Below are 17,168 nucleotides of genomic sequence, written 5' to 3' on the forward strand. Positions count from 1 at the left end.
AAGAGGCAACTCTTCACCAAACAAGGCCGGGCATGCAATGCCCGGCAACGCAACCGCCATGCTTAAGGCTCTGCCCGCATCCAGGAGCGCGATCATGAACAAACCAATCTTTGTGCTCAATGGACCGAACCTCAATCTTCTCGGTCAGCGCGAGCCGGCGATCTATGGAACCACGACGCTTGCCGACATCAGAAAACGCTGCGTGACCAAGGCAAAGGCGCTCGGATTCGACGTCGAGTTTCGCCAGACCAATTTTGAGGGCGAACTGGTTGAGAGCGTGCACCAGGCCCGGACCGACGCCTGTGGCATCATCATCAATCCTGCCGGCTATACGTTCACATCGATCGCTCTTCTCGATGCGTTGAAAATGTTCGACCCGCCGAAGATCGAGCTGCATATTTCGAATGTTCATGCGCGTGAGAGCATCTACCACAATTCGCTGATCTCGCGCGTCGTCACGGCCATCATGATCGGCTTTGGAGCCGACGGCTACGAGCTGGCCATCCAGGCGATGGCAGGCATGGTCAAGCGGGACTGAACTTTCAGGAAGACGGACCAGAAGGATCGCCATGAATTATAAGTTGGATTTCACCCCGGTCATAGATGGCCTGCCGAGCCTTCTGCTCGGCTGCCTCGGGACATTCTTGCTTGCCATTTGTGGGATGCTACTGGCGATCATCATCGGAATTGGCGGGGTAGCCTTGCGCGACTCTGCGCTCAAGCCGGCCCGATGGCTGGTCATCGCCTTCGTCGAATTGATCCGCAACACGCCGTTTCTGGTCCAGATCTTCTTCATCTATTTTGCGCTACCGCTGACGGGCATCAGGCTGGATCCGACACCAACGGCGATTATCGCGCTCGGCATCAACGGTGGCGCCTACGCCATCGAGATCATTCGCGGTGGCGTTCAGTCGATCCCGAAGGGACAGATGGAAGCGGGTCTGGCCCTTGGTCTGCACAAGGCTCAGGTTTTCCGGCTGATCATCCTCAAGCCGGCATTGCGGGCGATCTATCCGTCCCTGACCAGCCAGTTCGTCCTCCTGACGCTGACCACCAGCATTGCATCGGCGATTTCGGCCTACGAGCTGACTTCCGTTTCGCAGCGCATCGAGTCGGAGAGCTTCCGGAGCTTCGAGGTCTACTTCACGGTCACGATTTTCTATTTCGTGATCTCCTGGCTGATGATGCGCATCTTCGCGCTGTTTTCGGCGCGCTACTTCAAATATCCGGTCAAGTAGGAGGAATTCCATGGGTCACGAAGAATTCGTCTTCCTCCTGATCGGCTTGAAATGGACCGTGGTCCTGTCCGCTGTCGGCTTTGTCTGCGGCTGTATTTCAGGGCTCGGCATCGCTCTTGCCCGTGCCTCGGGCATACCGCTGCTGGAACGCCTGACGGCTGGCTATATCGCCGTCTTCCAGGGAACACCGCTGCTGATGCAGCTTTTCGTCGTCTATTACGGCCTGGCGCTGGTGGGGCTGATGCTCGATGCTTGGGTGGCTGTCGCGATCGGCCTGACCCTGCATGCCAGCGCATATCTGGGTGAGATCTGGCGCGGATCGATCGAAGCGGTTCCACGCGGCCAGACGGAAGCGGCAAAGGCTCTCAGCCTCAGATATGTGTCGCGCATGAAGGATGTCATCCTGCCGCAGGCGCTGCGCATCTCGCTGCCTGCCACGGTCGGTTTCCTCGTGCAGCTGATCAAAGGCACTTCGCTTGCATCGATCGTCGGCTTCACCGAGCTGACGCGCGCCGGCAACATCATCTCCAACCAGATCTTCCAACCGCTGACGGTCTTCGGCATCGTCGGCGTTCTCTATTTCCTGATGTGCTGCCCACTGACGATTCTTGGCGCGCGCCTCGAACGAAAGTTTGCCGCCTCTGCGCGCTGATCCGCATCTCGCATTCTTCGACGCGGTCCAGCCGCCAATACGGAGTTCTACTGATGACCAGTCCCAATCCTGCCCAAGGCGCAGAGACCATGATCACCATGGAGCGGGTGGAGAAGTGGTATGGCGCTTTTCAAGCCCTGCACGACATCAACATATCGGTTCGCAGCGGCGAGAGGATCGTCTTGTGCGGGCCTTCCGGCAGCGGGAAATCGACGCTCATTCGCTGCATCAACCATCTTGAGACCTACGAGAAAGGGGAAATCCGCGTTGGCGGGATTCTTCTCGGCAATCAGGCCAAGACCATAGATGCGATCCGCCGTGAGGTCGGCATGGTGTTCCAGCAGTTCAATCTGTTTCCGCATCTGACCGTGCTGCAGAACTGCATGCTGGCGCCGATGAAAGCTGTCGGCGTCGGTAAGGCGGAGGCCGAGGAAAGGGCACGCGGCCTGCTCGAGCGGGTCAAGATCCTGGAGCAGGCCGACAAATACCCGGTGCAGCTTTCTGGTGGCCAGCAGCAGCGCGTGGCCATCGCCCGCGCGCTTTGCATGCGGCCGAAAGTGATGCTGTTCGATGAGCCGACGTCGGCGCTTGATCCGGAGATGGTCAAAGAGGTGCTGGATACCATGATAGCGCTGGCCGATGAGGGCATGACGATGATCTGCGTCACGCACGAGATGGGCTTTGCCCGCCAGGTCGCCGATCGCGTGATCTTCATGGCCAGCGGCGCGATCGTCGAGGAAGCCCCGCCCGCCGAATTCTTCACAAACCCACAGCATGAGCGAACCAGGAAATTCCTCGGAGAAATCCTGCGGAAGTAAGCCGTCTCAGGGTCGATGCGTCTGGCAAATTATGGGAGCCGGCAATGAAGCCGCTAGAGATTGCAGTCATGGGAGCCGGCCTCATCGGCAGGCGCCACGTCGAGCGAATTATCTCAGAGCCCGGAACCGTTCTCTCGGCGGTGATTGATCCTTCTGCCGCCGGTCGCGACTTTGCCGAGAATGTCGGCGCCCGATGGTGCCGGAGCTTCCTAGACATCCGCGTCGAGGACAGGCCTCACGGCGTCATCGTGGCAACACCGAACCAGCTCCACGTTGGGAACGGAACGGAGATCATCGCTGCCGGCATCCCTGTTCTGATCGAGAAACCGATCGCCGACGATGTCGATGCTGCAGGGGCGCTGGTTGCCGCCGGCGAGAAGGCAGGCATACCGGTGCTGGTCGGCCATCACAGGCGCCACAATCCGATGATCCAGGCGGTCAAGCAGATCGTCGACGGCGGAAGGCTTGGCCGGATCATCACGGTGCACGGCACGTTCTGGGTCGCCAAGCCCGACGAGTATTTCGACATCCCCTGGCGGCGCGAAGCGGGCGCCGGCCCTATCTTCGTCAACCTGATCCACGATGTCGATCTCTTCCGATATTTCTTCGGCGAGGTCGAAGCCGTCCATGCGATGGAATCCCACGCCGTGCGGAACCATGCTGTCGAGGATACGGCTGTCGTGACGCTGCGTTTCGAAAGCGGGGTGCTTGCCACTCTCAACGGCAGTGATGCCGTGGCGGCGCCCTGGAGCTGGGAGATGACCACCGGGGAGAACCCTGCTTTTCCCCGTTACGATCAATTCTGCTACCAGATCGGCGGCACCAAGGGCTCGCTCGGAATTCCTGATCTGACACTGTGGACGAGCCCTTCGAGGCCCGATTGGCTGGAGCAGCTTGCCCAGGAGCGGGTGCACTACGCAGCAGCCGATCCCCTTTGCGTTCAGCTCAGACATTTTTGCGACGTTATCCGTGGTGATGCCACGCCTCTAGTGAGTGGCCGGGAGGGCCTTGCGACTCTCAGGGTCGTCGAAGCGATCAAGAGATCGGCGCGCTCGGGGCAGATGATCCACCTCGCCAAGGCCAGCGCCTCTTCCGATCCCCAGAAAGTCTGACCACATGATCACCGGGACGACCAAACTCATCGCTCACCTCGGCTATCCGACGGAGTCCTTCAAGGCGCCGCTGATCTACAATCCTTACTTTCAGAAGACCGGAATTGATGCCGTCGTCGTGCCGATGGGCTGCAGGCCGGAGGACTATCCGGCGTTTCTGAAGCTTCTGTTCCGGCTATCCAATATCCACGGCGCTCTCATCACGATGCCGCACAAGATTTCGACGATGGCGCTGCTCGACGAAACCTCGACCAACGCAAAAGTCGCCGGCTCGTGCAATGCAGTGCGTCTCGGTTCGGACGGCAGGCTGATCGGTGACATGTTCGATGGCGAGGGCTTCGTTCGAGGCGTGTTGCGCAAGGGCAAAAAGGTTGAAGGAGCCCGTGCGCTCATCGCTGGTGCCGGCGGCGTCGGCTCGGCGATCGCGGCGTCGTTGGCACAGGCGGGCGTCGCCCATCTTGCGATCTTCGACGCCAACGAGACGACCGCGACCGCGCTGCTGGACAGGCTGAAGAAATACTATCCGCATCTTGAAGTGACGGTCGGCTCCGCCGATCCGACAGGTTTCGACATTGTCGTCAACGCGACGCCTCTCGGAATGCGACGGGGTGACCCGCTGCCAATCGATATCGACCGCATCTCCCCATCGACCTTCGTCGGCGAAGTCGTGATGACGAAGGAGATAACCCCTTTTCTCGAGGCCGTGCGGGCGCGCGGCTGTGTATTTCAGGTTGGGACGGACATGTTGTTCGAACAGATCCCCGCCTATCTCGAATTCTTCGAATTCCCGACAACGACGGCCGATAACCTGCGTGCCATCGCCAAACTCGGATGATGCGAATTCAGAGCATGATGCCGAAAAGTGTGAGCGGTTTTCGGACGACATCATGCTCTAACCATATAATATAGAACAGGATTCAGATTTAGGCCGATCCGGCCTAAAATCATCCTGTTCTAGAGCGAGGCGGTGATGCCGCCATCGACGGTCAGCATGTGGCCGTTGACGAAGGAGGAGGCATCCGAGGCCAGGAAGACGGCAGCGCCGACAAGCTCCTTGACCTCGCCCCAGCGGCCGGCCGGTGTGCGGTTTTCCAGCCAGCCGGAAAACTTGGGATCATCGACCAGCGCCTGGTTGAGTGGGGTGCGGAAATAGCCGGGCGCGATCGCATTGATCTGCAGGCCGTATTTCGCCCAGTCGGTCGCCATGCCGCGCGTGAGGTTCTTCACCGCGCCCTTGGTGGCGGTATAGGGCGCGATGCCGGGACGGGCGAGTTCGGCCTGGACGGAGGCGATGTTGATGATCTTGCCGCGGCCGCGTGAGATCATTGCCTGGGCGACCGGCTGGCTGACATAGAATAGGCTGGAGACGTTGGTCTTGAAGATCTCGTCCCATTTATCGACCGGGAAGTTCTCCAGCGGTGTGCGAAACTGCATGCCGGCATTGTTGACGAGGATGTCGATCGGGCCGATCTCCGCCTCGATATAGGTGATGGCGGTGCGGCTGGCCTCGGCATCGGTGACGTCGAAGGCGGCGCTGACGGCATGGCGATGGCTGCGACGGATATCCTCGGCGGCGGCTTCCGCCTTCTGCGCGTTGCGGCCGTTGATGATGATCGAAGCGCCATGCTCGGCAAGCCCGACCGCCAATGCGCGGCCGATGCCCTGACTGGAGCCGGTGACGAGGGCGCGGCGGCCGGAGAGGTCGAAGAGGGGAAAGGTCACAAGGCTGCTCCTGATTTCGTTGCACTCTGCATAACCGGTTTCCGGCACTACATGCAAAGGTGCTGGATCAGGCCCTTCCAAGCCTCTTGATATTTCCTGCAAGCTCCCCGGCGAGCCGCAGGCTGGCGGCGGTTGCCATCGTCATTTGCGGCAGGAGCAGCCATTCGAGCGTCCAGGCAGCACCGGAGCGTTCCTGTTCGTGGACGAGGGACTGGTGGATGCCTGATAGAACAGTGGCGTTGAAGCGGGCGAGCGAGACGAGGACTTCGGCCGAAACGGGGTTCTGCTTGTGCGCCATCGCCGACGAGGTGCCGCCGCCCGAGATTTCGATCTCATCGCCGGCCTGGGCAAGCAGCGCGATATCCTGCCCCATCTTGCCGAGACTGCCCGATATCGACGCGAACAGGCCGGCAATATCGGCGATCGGCAGACGCCCGCTCTGCCATTGGTGTGCGTCCGTGAGGCCGAGTTCCTGGGCCAGCGAAGCGCGGATTGCGGAGGCGTGCGATCCGAGCTTGTCCAGTGTGCCGGCCGCACCACCGAACTGGACGGGAAAGCTCTGCTCGGTCAGGCGGTCGCGATAGGTCGTCAACGGTGCGCGCCACGCATTGAGGCGATCGGCGACGGTGATCGGGATCGCCGCCTGCATGCGGGTATGACCCATCAGCTGGTTCCGGCCGAACAGGCGGTCGAGCGCATCGAGTCCTGCGGCAATAGTGGAAAGCCGGCCGGCAAACAGGAAGACGACGGCCTTCAGGCGGATCATCAGGCTGGTATCGATGACATCCTGGCTGGTCGCGCCGAGATGCAGGCTTTTTGCCGCCTCCTCGCCGACATCAGCGCGCAGCTGCTTGATGAGGTCGGGAACGACGACACCGTCCCTTGCCGTCGCCGATCGAAGACTGGGCACATCGGCTGAGAAGGCAGCGCAGGTGTCAGTGATACGCCTTGCCGCTTCGGCAGGGATCAGGCCATGAGCGGCTTGCGCCTTGGCGAGCGCGGCCTCGAAGGAGAGCATGGCTCGGATATCCGCCGCGGCGGAGAAATAGGGCGCGATTTCATCGTCGCCGAGCAGGCCGGAGAGGAAGGGGTGGTCGAAGGGCGATGCGGTCATGAGCGTCTCGGTTTGTGGTGGCGGCCCCCTCATCCGGCTGCCGCCACCTCTCCCCTCGGGGAGAGGGTAGGGTGAGGGGGACGCTACCTACACAGAGCCCTGTGAACAAGCGACTTGCGCGGCTGGCCCTCAGATATCCAGAAACACCGTTTCCTTCGGACCCTGCAGATAGATGTCGAAATGACAGGTCGCGCCGTCGCGCGTGGCGATCATTGTTGCGACGCGCTCGCGATGTTCGATGCGGGAAAGCAGCGGATCGGCGGCGTTGGCCTCCGTCTCCTCCGGGAAATACATGCGTGTGTGCAGGCCGATATTGATGCCGCGGGCGACGATCCAGAAGGTGATGTGCGGGGCCATTTTGCGACCGTCCTTGAAGGGAACGCGGCCGGGCTTGACGGTCTCGAAGCTGTAGACGCCGTCCTCAGCGCGGGTCGGGCAGCGGCCCCAGCCGGTGAAATTGGGGTCGGCGGCGCCGCGCATTTCCGACGGGCTGTTGTAGAGGCCGGCGCTGTCGGCCTGCCAGATCTCGATGACCGCATCGCGCACCAGCGCCCCGGCGCCGTCGAAGATCCGGCCGGTGACGGTGATACGCTCGCCGAGCGTCTTGTCGTTGACCATCTCGATGCCGAGATCGGTGTCGTAGACGCCCGTTATGTCGCAGAAATTCGGCGTCAGGCCGATATGGACATAGGGACCGGCCGTCTGCGACGGGGTTTCCTTGAGGTAGCCCAGCTGCTGCATGGTCAGTTGCCCTCCAGTCTGTTTTCGAACATCGTCGAGCGACGGCCGCGCAGCACGATATCGAATTTATAGGCACGTGAATCCATTGGAATGGTGTTGCCCCAGTCGAGCGGCGCGATCAGTTGCTCGATCGCCGCCTTGTCGGGGATCGTGCCGACGATCGGACATTTCCAGATCATCGGATCGCCTTCGAAATACATCTGGGTGATCAAGCGTTGGGCAAAGCCATGCCCGAAGATCGAAAAATGGATATGGGCGGGACGCCAGTCGTTGATGCCGTTCGGCCAGGGATAGGCGCCGGGGCGGATGGTGCGGAAATGGTAGCGGCCGTCCTCGTCGGTGATGGCGCGGCCGCAGCCGCCGAAATTCGGGTCGATCGCCGCCAGATAGGTTTCCTTCTTGTGGCGATAGCGGCCGCCGGCATTGGCCTGCCAGAACTCGACCAAGGCGCCTGCAACCGGCCTGGCGCGCTCATCGAGCACGCGGCCATGGACGATGATGCGTTCGCCGATCGCACTTTCGCCGGGCTGCGCGTAGTTCAGGATCAGGTCGTTGTCGAGTTCGCCGATCATCGCATGGCCGAAGACCGGACCGGTGGTCTCGGAAATCGTGCCGTCGAGAGAGAGCAGCGCGCGCTGCGGCGCGCGCAGCACCGAGGTCTTGTAGCCGGGGGTCAGCGCTGGCGCATGCCAGGCGCGGTCGCGGGCGAAGAAGCCGCCGGTCTCGGGCTTGCGGTTCGGTCGTTCGGACATTTTTCTCCCTCAGGCCGCCTTTTCGGCGTCCATCTGTTCAAAAGCCTGCTTTGCGATCTTGATCGCGTGATTGGCGGCGGGAACGCCGGCATAGATTGCAACATGCAGCAGCGCCTCGCAAATATCCTCGCGGGTTGCCCCCGTATTGGCGGTGGCGCGCACATGCATGGCGACCTCGTCGTCCTGGCCGAGGGCCGCGAGCAGAGCGATCGTGATGATCGAGCGCTCGCGCTTCGTCAGCGCCGGGCGCGACCAGACATGGCCCCAGGCAGCTTCGGTGATCAGTTCCTGGAAGGGGCGGTCGAACTCCGTCGATGTGGCGGCGGCGCGGTCGACATGGGCGTCGCCAAGCACGGCGCGGCGGGTCGCCATGCCCTGGCGATAACGTTCGGAGGAGGACGCGGTCTCATTCATGGGCGGACTTCTCCAGGCGGAATGGATGTGAGGAAGGCGCGGATGATCGCCGTCAGCGCCTCCGGCTGCTCAACGCAGGGAATGTGCGCGCAATCGCGGATCACTTCGTAGCGAGCGCCTGATATCAGCTTCGCGGTCGAAAGCACGAGATCGGGCGGCGTCGAGCCATCCTGGTCGCCAACGATGCAGATCGTCGGCACGGTGATCGTCTTTGCGATTTCGGTAAAGTCGGCATCGCGGATCGCGGCGCAAGCGGCGACATAACCCTCGACGGGCTGGCGCGTCAGCATGTTGCAATAGCCGGCATAGGCGGTGTTCTCGGGCCGGCGGAAGGCGGGTGTGAACCAGCGTTCCATGATGGCGTCGACAATGCTGCCGATACCGTTTTTCTCGACGGCGGCGATGCGGGCGTTCCAGCTCTCTGAAGTGCCGATCTTGTGGGCGGTATCGCAAAGGATCAGTGCGCCGACCAGGTCGGGTCGGCGGTGATAGAGCGACTGGGCGATGAGGCCGCCGACGGAGAGGCCGCAGATGACGGCATCCTTGACCGACAGCAGATCGAGAAGGCCGGCGAGATCCGTCGCATGATCCTCGATCGATGAGGGGAGCTGGCCGACATCGGAAAGGCCGTGGCCGCGCTTGTCGTAAAGCACGATGGCAAATTCACCGGCAAGCCGTACCACGACGTCGCGCCAGATGCGGAAGTCCGTTCCGAGCGAATTGGTAAAGATGATCACTGGCCTGTCGGCGGGGGCGCTGATGACCTGATAGTGGATCGTCACGTCGTTTATGCGGGCGAATTGCACGTCACTCTCCTCCTGAATGGTGAAATTGACTGGTTGATCCGGTTAAGTAAAATGATATTTATTGGCGTTTCGATAACCTTGGAGTTATGCGAACGATGATCGACAGCCGGGTCAAGTTCCGCCATCTGCAAACCTTTGTCGAGGTGGCGCGGCAGAAGAGCGTCATGAAGGCCGCCGAATTGCTGCATGTCAGCCAGCCGGCAGTCACCAAGACGATCCGCGAACTGGAACAGGTGCTGGGTGTCGATGTTTTCGAGCGCGATGGCCGCGGCATCAAGATCACCCGGTACGGCGAGGTCTTCCTGCGGCACGCTGGCGCTGCGCTGACCGCGCTGCGCCAGGGTCTCGATTCCGTTTCGCAGGAGCAGTTCGCCGATGCGCCGCCGATTCGTATCGGCGCACTGCCGACGGTGTCATCGCGCATCATGCCGCGGGCGATGGAACTCTTCCTCAAGGAGAAGACCTGGAGCCGGGTGAAGATCGTCACTGGTGAGAACGCGGTACTGCTGGAACAGCTTCGCGTCGGCGATCTCGATATCGTCGTCGGACGTCTGGCAGGCGCCGAGAAGATGGCGGGCTTTTCCTTCGAACATCTTTATTCCGAGCAGGTGGTGTTTGCCGTGCGCGCCGGCCATCCGCTGCTCGACGGCCGGCAATCGCTGTTTGCCGGCTTCGGCAACTATACGGTGCTGATGCCGACGCGGGGGTCGATCATCCGGCCGGTGGTCGAAAATTTCCTCATCGTCAACGGCGTCTCCAGCCTGCCGAACCAGATCGAGACGGTGTCGGATTCCTTCGGCCGCGCTTTCCTCAGGGCAAGCGATGCGATCTGGATCATTTCCAACGGCGTGGTGGCCAACGATGTCGCCGACGGGCGGCTGGCGCTTCTGCCGATCGATACCGGCGAGACCAAGGGGCCGGTCGGGTTGACGATGCGCGCCGATGCCGTGCCGTCGCTGCCGCAATCGATCCTGATGCAGACTATCCGAGAGGCGGCAGGTGAGGTTTCCTGAAGTAGCGGAGGTCGGACCAGGATCAGAAGAAGGATCTGGGCGACGGAAGCGACAGTGAAATTCGTCCCTGCCTTTGCCGGAATTGCTGCGCGGCTGCTGGACGAGGAGAAGCATCTGACAAGAGACCTGCCGGGTTATGACGAATACCGCCGCAAGGTCCGGTACCGGCTGCTGCCTGGATTATGGTGACGGCTAAATCGGTGGTCAGCAGAACCAGCTCTTTAAATTCGCTTGTTGAGTGCCCAGATTTGGACTATGTCTAATTCAAGACAGGAGGCCCTTATGCAACATGCGCGACGGGAGCAACGAGAAGGCCAGCGGCCACAGCGGCTGGAAACCGAGCGGTTTGCTCCGGCAAACCGCAAGAGGCTGAGCGCCCCGGCCCTGCGAACCTTTCTGGCGATCGCCGATCTCTGGGGGCTGACGGAAGAGCAGCGTCTGCTCGTGCTCGGTTATCCCTCTAGGTCGACCTACCACAATTGGGCCAAACAGGCGCGCGAGCACGGCGCTTTCACGCTCGATGTCGATACGCTGACCCGCATCTCGGCCGTGCTCGGCATCCATCAGGCACTCGGCGTGCTTTTTTCGGATGAACGCGCCGGCGTCGCCTGGCTGCGCACTCCGCATCAGGCGCTCCTTTTCAGCGGGCATCCGCCGCTTGATATTCTGACGAACGGGACCCAGGACGGGTTGATGACTGTACGCCGCTTTCTCGATGGCGCGCGCGGTGGTCTCTACATGCAGCCAAATATGCTCGACGAAGCCTTCACGCCTTACGAAGATACGGACATCGTCTTCCGGTGAGGGATCGTTTTGCCCAGGCGCCGCGTCCATCGTACCGGCTGATCCCCTCGCAATTTCCGCCTATCGGACTTTTTGAGACGGTGACGCGGGTGGCCGATCTCGAAGCCGTGATGGAGCTCGTCGGCTGGACCAACGACCGGCTCGTCGCCGACCGCATCCAACGGCTTCCCGAGGACCAATGGGTTTATGGCGTTGCCAATGCCAGTATTGTCATGGCGGCATTCCTGCATGTTGCGCCGGGAGGAATGCGCTTCAACGGCCCTGATCTCGGTGCCTGGTATGCAGCCGACGATCTCCGCACAGCCGCCGCCGAAGTTGGCCATCATCTCAGGCGCGAAGCGCTCGCGCGCGGCGTCGCGACGATGGCGCGCACCTATCGAAGCTATTCGGCCAACCTGATTGGTGATTACCTCGACATTCGCGGCGAAGAGAGGCTGCGGCCCCATGTCTATGACGGCACCAGCTATGCGGCGTCGCAAGTGCTGGGGGAAGAGGTGCGCTCGAGCGGCGGCGCCGGTATCCTCTATGACAGTGTCCGGCTGAAAGGCGGAGTGGCCATCGTCGCCCACCGCCCGCGCAATATTCGCGACGTGGTGCAGGCCGACCACTTCGAAATCACCGTTTCCGCCACTGACCGGCGCATCGATGTCAGGAAGCTTGCTGCCTGACGACGGCGCCTGCCGGCGCCGGGAATGGTGATGCTCAAACCGGCAATCGTTCGGCCCATGCCTTCACCGCCTTCGCCATCGTGGCGAGGTGATCGGCACTGGAGAAACCGGAGATCGTCTTGCGCGGCTTGAGGTCGTGGTCGCCATCCTGGAGCCAGAGGATCTCGATTCTGTCGGACAGATCGTAACCCGGCACCTCGTCCCGCGTGCCGAATTCGTCGCGTGTTCCCTGGCAGATCAGCGCGGGCGTCGTCAGCCCGGTGAGATGGCCGGTGCGCAGTTTCTCCGGCTGGCCGGGCGGATGGAAGGGATAGCCGAGGCAGAGCAGGCCGGCAATCTTTCCCCGACGATGAAGATCGTCGGCGATCATGCTGGCAACCCGGCCGCCCATCGACTTGCCGCCAATGATAAGCGGGCCGCTGGCGCCGAGCTCGGCAATGGCCGCCTCGTATTCGGGATTGAGCGTTTCGGCCCGCGGCGGCGGCTTGCGGCCTTCCGAGGTGCGGCGGGCGGCCATATAGGCGAATTCGAAACGGGCCACACGGAAGCCGGCGTCGGCGAGCGCATTTGCCGCTGCTGTCATCGATGCCGAATCCATCGGCGCGCCGGCACCATGCGCCAGAAGGATCGTGAAGCGCGCATCCTGAGGCCCCTGCGATAGAAACCTGTCAAGCATCGGTAATCCTCCATACCATCGTCGGAACCATGTCGATGGCCGTGACTTCTTGCTGGAAAGGAGACTGACAATGTCGACGAATGATCAAAACGTAAAGCCCGAGCAACGGCGCCCCAAAGATGTCGGCGCCGTTCCCGACAAGCCGGAGCCCGCAGACGCAGAATCGATGGCGCCGCCGGCGGTGCAGCCGGCTGGCGTCAGGGACAAAAGCGAACGACCTGTGGTCAATCCGCTCACCGGGGTCGCCTCTTGATCGACTAGAGCATGATGGCGAAAAGTGTGAGCGGTTTTCGGACGACTTCATGCTCTAACTCTTTAATTTAGAACAGGATTCAGATTTTGGACGGACCCGGCCTAAAATCATCCTGTTTTGGGGTCAATTGTCGTGCAGAACCGCCTCTTGAAACCCCGGCGGAAAGGGTCCATATACCTGCCCTGCCTGAAAAATGGATGCGCGCGGTATCGACGTCGTCGAATTGTTCGTTGTCCGACAGGATAAGGGCGCTCCCCGCAAGGGTCGAGCGCCCTTTTTGCTTTACAGCCCTTGCGCCCATTCTGGCGCGTTCTGAACGTTCCGGCCGGAAGTGGCGGGCGCCTCATAACCAGGCCGCAGGTTCAATTCCTCCCCCGCAACCAAACTCAGGTACTTGGCCTAGATGAGCTGCCCTCGCGGGCAAAGGGAATCCCACGTATTTCCGGAACTCGGTCAATAGCAGCTTTGGCCTTGAAATATGCGGCAAGACCGAGGTTCAAAGCATTGGATGAAAATCACCGACGCCCGATAAGCGTCGGCCGCCAGTAACACGTACCTCACGATCAATCAGTTGCCCCAGCCAATTTGGAACCGATCAAATCGAACCTCGCTCAACGGCTTGTTGGAGGGGCTCAGCCTTACCGAACGAAGAACGAGACGAAGCTCGGGGGAATAGTATTGTTCAAAAATAATCGGAGGCAATTCCGTCAGTTCGAGACGGCTGTTGATGGCCCAAACTTTGTAAGAACAAGATGCAATAGTTTCCTCTCCCCAGCCGTCGAACCTAATAACAGTAGCGCCCGAAACGGATTTTTGGCCATTAATGAACAGTGTCGTCTCGGATTGCCAGTTCTTCTTCTTTGGTAGATCCTCTAACGCAATCGCATTCGCGTATTTCAGCTCATGCGTCCCGCTGGCACTAACCCTCTTTTCGACGAGCAAGGGGTGCAAATATACAGCCGACACCGGCTGCAGTGAATGGTTACGCTCCATCAGCCGTTGTTCGGTGAGACCCGGACCGTCCGGCTTGTAGAACACGGAATAGAAAGGTACTTCTCTGGTAAGCAGCACGCCCTGTTTGGTTTCTTTAGCGCTCAAACAACTGCTAGAGGCAGGCGCCGCCAATGTTATTCCAGCCAACAGCGACAAACTTCTCAGCAAGATCGACATTCCAGAGATCCCTCATCCAAATCCGCTACCGTGGCGCTTGGGCGAAATTCCATTCTCTTGCGCATGCCGTCCCCTACATCGCCATCTTCCTCGAGATCATGTAGCCTCATGCCTAAAGCTTGAGGTGACACATGACGAAAATCGGTTATGCCCGGGTCAGCACCATTGATCAGGATTTCGAAATACAGCAGCAACGGCTCTACGCCCAGGGGTGCGTGATCGTTCGGTAAAGTCTTTGGCGCGAGCCGTGAGGGCCGAACGGAGCTCGCAACCATCATTGAGTTTCTGGCAATTCCTTTTCGTTCCAAGCGGTTAAGACGCAGCAGAATCTAAATTTCAAGGCTAGGCCCGCAGGTCGGAATGGGCGAGATACCCCTTTTTGATAAATGTTCGCCATACGCGAACGCGGCTACGATATTTCGCGCGAAATGGCGGAGATTGGGGGCATGCGTCCGGCTTATCGCAATCAGCAGAAGAAATCGGTGCTGTTCAAGGCGCCGGGCTTATTCATCGGCGCCCTCGCGTTTGGTGCAGCCGGCGGCTGGACCGCGAGCGACTTGCTGGCCTCATGGAGCGTCTCAGGCGGCTCGGGACAATCGTGCAAAATCAAGGGCAATGTCAGCATCGCCACCGGCGAGCGCATCTTCCATGTGCCGGGGCAGCGACGCTACGCAGAGACGAAGATCAGCCCCAAGTATGGAGAGCGGTGGTTCTGCTCGGAATTTGAAGCGTGGGCGTCGGGCTGGCGGAAATCGAAATCGTGATGCTTTGGCGTGGGACGACCTAAGGTCAATATGTTGATTTCCACTGAGAGCTGACCCGGCGTTTCCACCGAGAAGTGACCCGCCTTTAGGTATCGTTTGTGTTGGTCGTGGTGGTCAAGTTCCTTCGTTTCTCCTTCGTTGTTTTGGGCTCATGAGCCGAGCTGTTCTTGAAGCGGAAGCTGTCGTTTCCGGTTTCCAGGATGTGGCAGTGGTGGGTAAGCCGGTCGAGCAGCGCGGTCGTCATCTTGGCGTCGCCGAACACGCTGGCCCATTCACTGAAGCTCAGGTTGGTGGTGATGATGACGCTGGTGCGCTCGTAGAGTTTGCTCAGCAGATGGAAGAGCAATGCACCGCCTGAGGCGCTGAACGGCAGGTATCCCAGCTCGTCGAGAATGACGAGATCGGAATGGACGAGTCGATTAGCGATCTGCCCAGACCGACCCTGCGCCTTCTCTTGCTCGAGAGCGTTGACCAGTTCGACCGTTGAGAAGAACCGGACCCGTTTATGGTGATGCTCGATGGCCTGGACGCCGATCGCGGTGGCAATGTGTGTCTTGCCCGTGCCGGGACCGCCGACCAGAACGATGTTGTTGGCGTCGTCGAGGAAGTCGCAGCGATGAAGCTGTTGCACGAGCGCCTCGTTGATCTCGCTGCTGGCGAAGTCGAAGCCGTTCAGATCACGGTAAGCCGGGAAGCGTGCGGTTTTGAGCTGATATGCGGTCGATCGGACCTCTCGTTCCGCAGTCTCCGCCTTGAGAAGCTGGGACAGGATCGGAATGGCAGCCTCAAACGCCGGCGATCCCTGCTCGGTCAGATCACCGACGGCGTGGGCCATGCCGTGCATCTTCAGTTGCCGTAGCATGATGACGATCGCGCCGCTTGCCGGATTATGACGCATGGCGAACCTCCGTCTTTCTCAAGGTATCGTATCGTTCGACATTGGCCTTGGGCTCATTGGTGAGCGTCAGTGCCTGAGGTGCGTCGAGGGTCGGCGGCGTGAAGGATTTGCCGTCGACCAGGCGATGCAGCAGGTTCAACACATGCGTCTTGGTCGGAACGCCGGACTTCAGCGCCATGTCGACGGCCGAGAGCACTGCCTGTTCGTCGTGCTGGAGAACAAGTGCCAGGATATCGACCATCTCGCGGTCGCCACCTGGCTTCTTGAGCAGATATTGTTGCAAGGTCCGGAATGCGTCTGGAAGCTCGGCGAACGGTGCGCCGTTGCGAAGAGCGCCGGGCTTTCGCTGCACCACCGCCAGATAATGCCGCCAGTCATAGATGGTCTGCCCCGGTCGATCATGGGAACGATCGATGACGCGACGGTGCTCGCAAACGATCTGACCTTCTGCCGCGACGACGACACGATCCGGGTAGACTCGAAGGCTCACCGGTCGATTGGCAAAGGATGCCGGAACGCTGTAGCGGTTGCGCTCCAGATGCACGAGGCAGGTTGGCGTGACCCGCTTCGTGTATTCGACAAACCCGTCGAACGGCCTGGAAACGGGCATCAAAGCTGGTGTTTCCTCTGCCCAGATGTCGGCGATGGTGCCACGCATCTGACCATGCGGGGTCTGTGCCCAGAACTCCTTGCAACGCTGCTCAAGCCAGTCATTCAGGGCTTCCAGTGATGGAAAGCGCGGGACCGGTTGGAAGAAGCGATGACGCGCATCCTGAACGTTCTTCTCGACCTGTCCTTTCTCCCAGCCGGAGGCCGGATTGCAGAACTCGGGCTCGAACACGTAGTGGCTGGCCATTGCCATGAAGCGGACGTTGACGTCGCGCTCCTTGCCACGGCCGACCTTGTCGATTGCAGTCTTCATATTGTCGTAGATGCCGCGGCCAGGAATGCCGCCGAAGACGCGGAACGCGTGATTATGGGCATCGAACAGCATCTCATGCGTCTGCAGGAGATAGGCTCGGACGATGAAAGCCCTGGAGTAGCTCAGCTTCGTATGCGCCACCTGCAGCTTGGTGCGCTCATTGCCGATGATCGCCCAGTCTTCCGACCAGTCGAACTGGAAGGCTTCACCAGGCTCGAACGCCAAGGGCACAAACGTGCCGCGGCCTGTCGTCTGCAATTCCCTCTGCCGATCATCACGCCATTCCCGAGCAAATGCCGCCACGCGATTGTAGGAGCCCTCGTAGCCGAGGCTGACCAGGTCAGCATGTAATTGCTTCATCGTCCGCTTCTGTTTGCGGCCCTTCTTGGATTCCGTCTTCAACCAAGCTGACAATCGATCCGCAAACTGGTCAAGCTTGCTCGGTCGCTCCGGGACGTTGAACTTCGGCTCCACGCCGCCGGCACGCAGGTATTTGCGGATGGTATTCCGGGACAGGCCGGTCCTGCGGCAAATCTCCCGGATCGATAGATGCTCTCGAAAATGCCAGCGTCGGATTACGCTCAGTAATGCCATGTCGATCACTCCAGAGCCCCCGCTGAAAACATGCGAG

General features: G+C 60.5%; 22 protein-coding genes. 12 read left to right on the top strand and 10 right to left on the bottom strand.

Going from position 1 to position 17,168, the window contains the following annotated elements; all coding sequences use genetic code 11:
• Positions 1 to 94: 94 nt before the first annotated feature.
• From AB8B31_RS29460 to AB8B31_RS29485, 6 genes are read left to right on the top strand one after another with little or no spacing between them, the layout of a single operon-like run.
• On the top strand, positions 95 to 538 hold the full coding sequence (locus AB8B31_RS29460) for a type II 3-dehydroquinate dehydratase (RefSeq protein ID WP_026188744.1): 444 nt from the start codon (positions 95 to 97) through the stop codon (positions 536 to 538).
• Positions 539 to 569: 31 nt separating this feature from the next.
• The gene (locus AB8B31_RS29465; protein WP_018246292.1) at positions 570 to 1,238 is read left to right on the top strand and encodes an amino acid ABC transporter permease; all 669 of its coding nucleotides are present in this window, start codon (positions 570 to 572) and stop codon (positions 1,236 to 1,238) included.
• 10 nt (positions 1,239 to 1,248) lie between these two features.
• Positions 1,249 to 1,890: an amino acid ABC transporter permease gene (locus AB8B31_RS29470; protein ID WP_018246293.1), complete on the top strand. Its 642-nt coding sequence runs from the start codon at positions 1,249 to 1,251 to the stop codon at positions 1,888 to 1,890.
• A gap of 53 nt (positions 1,891 to 1,943) precedes the next feature.
• Complete coding sequence (locus AB8B31_RS29475) at positions 1,944 to 2,708, top strand: amino acid ABC transporter ATP-binding protein (RefSeq protein ID WP_018246294.1); 765 nt, start codon at positions 1,944 to 1,946, stop codon at positions 2,706 to 2,708.
• Between the two features lie 44 nt (positions 2,709 to 2,752).
• Complete coding sequence (locus tag AB8B31_RS29480) at positions 2,753 to 3,820, top strand: Gfo/Idh/MocA family protein (RefSeq protein WP_018246295.1); 1,068 nt, start codon at positions 2,753 to 2,755, stop codon at positions 3,818 to 3,820.
• 4 nt (positions 3,821 to 3,824) lie between these two features.
• Positions 3,825 to 4,655 carry a shikimate dehydrogenase family protein gene (locus AB8B31_RS29485; RefSeq protein WP_018246296.1) on the top strand — a complete coding sequence of 277 codons (831 nt, stop codon included), beginning with the start codon at positions 3,825 to 3,827 and terminating at the stop codon, positions 4,653 to 4,655.
• A 119-nt stretch (positions 4,656 to 4,774) separates the two neighbouring features.
• On the opposite strand, the gene AB8B31_RS29490 is transcribed toward AB8B31_RS29485, so the two are convergent.
• From AB8B31_RS29490 to pcaD, 6 genes are all read right to left on the bottom strand, one after another.
• Entirely contained in the window at positions 4,775 to 5,542 is a 768-nt protein-coding gene (locus AB8B31_RS29490; RefSeq protein ID WP_026188745.1) for an SDR family oxidoreductase, read from the bottom strand.
• A 67-nt stretch (positions 5,543 to 5,609) separates the two neighbouring features.
• Positions 5,610 to 6,656 carry a 3-carboxy-cis,cis-muconate cycloisomerase gene (locus AB8B31_RS29495; protein ID WP_018246298.1) on the bottom strand — a complete coding sequence of 349 codons (1,047 nt, stop codon included), beginning with the start codon at positions 6,654 to 6,656 and terminating at the stop codon, positions 5,610 to 5,612.
• Positions 6,657 to 6,785: 129 nt separating this feature from the next.
• A complete protein-coding gene (gene pcaG, locus AB8B31_RS29500; protein WP_018246299.1) occupies positions 6,786 to 7,397 on the bottom strand; it encodes a protocatechuate 3,4-dioxygenase subunit alpha in 612 nt (203 codons plus the stop codon).
• A gap of 2 nt (positions 7,398 to 7,399) precedes the next feature.
• Positions 7,400 to 8,149: a protocatechuate 3,4-dioxygenase subunit beta gene (gene pcaH / locus AB8B31_RS29505; protein WP_018246300.1), complete on the bottom strand. Its 750-nt coding sequence runs from the start codon at positions 8,147 to 8,149 to the stop codon at positions 7,400 to 7,402.
• Between the two features lie 9 nt (positions 8,150 to 8,158).
• Complete coding sequence (pcaC, locus tag AB8B31_RS29510) at positions 8,159 to 8,563, bottom strand: 4-carboxymuconolactone decarboxylase (protein WP_018246301.1); 405 nt, start codon at positions 8,561 to 8,563, stop codon at positions 8,159 to 8,161.
• The gene (pcaD, locus tag AB8B31_RS29515) at positions 8,560 to 9,369 is read right to left on the bottom strand and encodes a 3-oxoadipate enol-lactonase (protein WP_018246302.1); all 810 of its coding nucleotides are present in this window, start codon (positions 9,367 to 9,369) and stop codon (positions 8,560 to 8,562) included. Before pcaD ends, pcaC begins: the two co-directional genes overlap by 4 nt.
• A 95-nt stretch (positions 9,370 to 9,464) precedes the next feature.
• Here pcaD and pcaQ point away from each other — a divergent pair, with 95 nt between their 5' ends.
• The 4 genes from pcaQ to AB8B31_RS29535 all read left to right on the top strand — a co-directional run bounded on the left by pcaQ (position 9,465) and on the right by AB8B31_RS29535 (position 11,854).
• On the top strand, positions 9,465 to 10,382 hold the full coding sequence (gene pcaQ / locus AB8B31_RS29520) for a pca operon transcription factor PcaQ (RefSeq protein WP_018246303.1): 918 nt from the start codon (positions 9,465 to 9,467) through the stop codon (positions 10,380 to 10,382).
• Between the two features lie 54 nt (positions 10,383 to 10,436).
• Positions 10,437 to 10,571, top strand: coding sequence for a hypothetical protein (locus tag AB8B31_RS29525; protein WP_018246304.1), 135 nt, complete (start codon positions 10,437 to 10,439; stop codon positions 10,569 to 10,571).
• Positions 10,572 to 10,664: 93 nt separating this feature from the next.
• Positions 10,665 to 11,186 carry an MbcA/ParS/Xre antitoxin family protein gene (locus tag AB8B31_RS29530; protein WP_018246305.1) on the top strand — a complete coding sequence of 174 codons (522 nt, stop codon included), beginning with the start codon at positions 10,665 to 10,667 and terminating at the stop codon, positions 11,184 to 11,186.
• Positions 11,183 to 11,854, top strand: coding sequence for an RES family NAD+ phosphorylase (locus AB8B31_RS29535; protein WP_018246306.1), 672 nt, complete (start codon positions 11,183 to 11,185; stop codon positions 11,852 to 11,854). Before AB8B31_RS29530 ends, AB8B31_RS29535 begins: the two co-directional genes overlap by 4 nt.
• 34 nt (positions 11,855 to 11,888) lie before the next feature.
• On the opposite strand, the gene AB8B31_RS29540 is transcribed toward AB8B31_RS29535, so the two are convergent.
• Positions 11,889 to 12,530 (bottom strand): alpha/beta hydrolase family protein, encoded by a 642-nt coding sequence (locus AB8B31_RS29540; protein ID WP_018246307.1) that lies wholly within the window; start codon positions 12,528 to 12,530, stop codon positions 11,889 to 11,891.
• 70 nt (positions 12,531 to 12,600) lie between these two features.
• On the opposite strand from AB8B31_RS29540, the gene AB8B31_RS29545 reads away from it, so the two are divergent.
• Positions 12,601 to 12,783 carry a hypothetical protein gene (locus AB8B31_RS29545; RefSeq protein ID WP_018246308.1) on the top strand — a complete coding sequence of 61 codons (183 nt, stop codon included), beginning with the start codon at positions 12,601 to 12,603 and terminating at the stop codon, positions 12,781 to 12,783.
• 567 nt (positions 12,784 to 13,350) lie between these two features.
• Here the strand turns inward: AB8B31_RS29545 and AB8B31_RS29550 are convergent.
• Positions 13,351 to 13,953, bottom strand: a complete 603-nt coding sequence (locus tag AB8B31_RS29550) for a hypothetical protein (RefSeq protein WP_018246309.1) — start codon at positions 13,951 to 13,953, stop codon at positions 13,351 to 13,353.
• Between the two features lie 386 nt (positions 13,954 to 14,339).
• Between AB8B31_RS29550 and AB8B31_RS29555 the strand changes: the two genes are divergently transcribed.
• Positions 14,340 to 14,717 (top strand): sunset domain-containing protein, encoded by a 378-nt coding sequence (locus tag AB8B31_RS29555; RefSeq protein ID WP_018246311.1) that lies wholly within the window; start codon positions 14,340 to 14,342, stop codon positions 14,715 to 14,717.
• An 85-nt stretch (positions 14,718 to 14,802) separates the two neighbouring features.
• On the opposite strand, the gene istB is transcribed toward AB8B31_RS29555, so the two are convergent.
• Together istB and istA are read right to left on the bottom strand one after the other, a co-directional pair.
• Entirely contained in the window at positions 14,803 to 15,615 is an 813-nt protein-coding gene (gene istB, locus AB8B31_RS29560) for an IS21-like element helper ATPase IstB (RefSeq protein WP_130660431.1), read from the bottom strand.
• Positions 15,605 to 17,131, bottom strand: a complete 1,527-nt coding sequence (istA, locus tag AB8B31_RS29565) for an IS21 family transposase (protein WP_130713392.1) — start codon at positions 17,129 to 17,131, stop codon at positions 15,605 to 15,607. The genes istB and istA overlap by 11 nt, the downstream gene beginning before the upstream one ends.
• Positions 17,132 to 17,168 lie beyond the last annotated feature (37 nt).

It is taken from the genome of Rhizobium sp. 62_C5_N11_2 (assembly GCF_051811185.1).
Taxonomy (GTDB): domain Bacteria; phylum Pseudomonadota; class Alphaproteobacteria; order Rhizobiales; family Rhizobiaceae; genus Rhizobium; species Rhizobium leguminosarum.

What these genes read in the sequence shown, in the direction of transcription:
- AB8B31_RS29460 (WP_026188744.1), top strand. Translation starts at nt 95, where the DNA reads ATGAACAAACCAATCTTTGTGCTCAATGGACCGAACCTCAATCTTCTC.
- AB8B31_RS29465 (WP_018246292.1), top strand. Translation starts at nt 570, where the DNA reads ATGAATTATAAGTTGGATTTCACCCCGGTCATAGATGGCCTGCCGAGC.
- AB8B31_RS29470 (WP_018246293.1), top strand. Translation starts at nt 1,249, where the DNA reads ATGGGTCACGAAGAATTCGTCTTCCTCCTGATCGGCTTGAAATGGACC.
- AB8B31_RS29475 (WP_018246294.1), top strand. Translation starts at nt 1,944, where the DNA reads ATGACCAGTCCCAATCCTGCCCAAGGCGCAGAGACCATGATCACCATG.
- AB8B31_RS29480 (WP_018246295.1), top strand. Translation starts at nt 2,753, where the DNA reads ATGAAGCCGCTAGAGATTGCAGTCATGGGAGCCGGCCTCATCGGCAGG.
- AB8B31_RS29485 (WP_018246296.1), top strand. Translation starts at nt 3,825, where the DNA reads ATGATCACCGGGACGACCAAACTCATCGCTCACCTCGGCTATCCGACG.
- AB8B31_RS29495 (WP_018246298.1), bottom strand. Translation starts at nt 6,656, where the DNA reads ATGACCGCATCGCCCTTCGACCACCCCTTCCTCTCCGGCCTGCTCGGC.
- pcaG (WP_018246299.1), bottom strand. Translation starts at nt 7,397, where the DNA reads ATGCAGCAGCTGGGCTACCTCAAGGAAACCCCGTCGCAGACGGCCGGT.
- pcaH (WP_018246300.1), bottom strand. Translation starts at nt 8,149, where the DNA reads ATGTCCGAACGACCGAACCGCAAGCCCGAGACCGGCGGCTTCTTCGCC.
- pcaC (WP_018246301.1), bottom strand. Translation starts at nt 8,563, where the DNA reads ATGAATGAGACCGCGTCCTCCTCCGAACGTTATCGCCAGGGCATGGCG.
- pcaQ (WP_018246303.1), top strand. Translation starts at nt 9,465, where the DNA reads ATGATCGACAGCCGGGTCAAGTTCCGCCATCTGCAAACCTTTGTCGAG.
- AB8B31_RS29530 (WP_018246305.1), top strand. Translation starts at nt 10,665, where the DNA reads ATGCAACATGCGCGACGGGAGCAACGAGAAGGCCAGCGGCCACAGCGG.
- AB8B31_RS29540 (WP_018246307.1), bottom strand. Translation starts at nt 12,530, where the DNA reads ATGCTTGACAGGTTTCTATCGCAGGGGCCTCAGGATGCGCGCTTCACG.
- AB8B31_RS29545 (WP_018246308.1), top strand. Translation starts at nt 12,601, where the DNA reads ATGTCGACGAATGATCAAAACGTAAAGCCCGAGCAACGGCGCCCCAAA.
- AB8B31_RS29550 (WP_018246309.1), bottom strand. Translation starts at nt 13,953, where the DNA reads ATGTCGATCTTGCTGAGAAGTTTGTCGCTGTTGGCTGGAATAACATTG.
- AB8B31_RS29555 (WP_018246311.1), top strand. Translation starts at nt 14,340, where the DNA reads ATGTTCGCCATACGCGAACGCGGCTACGATATTTCGCGCGAAATGGCG.
- istB (WP_130660431.1), bottom strand. Translation starts at nt 15,615, where the DNA reads ATGCGTCATAATCCGGCAAGCGGCGCGATCGTCATCATGCTACGGCAA.
- istA (WP_130713392.1), bottom strand. Translation starts at nt 17,131, where the DNA reads ATGGCATTACTGAGCGTAATCCGACGCTGGCATTTTCGAGAGCATCTA.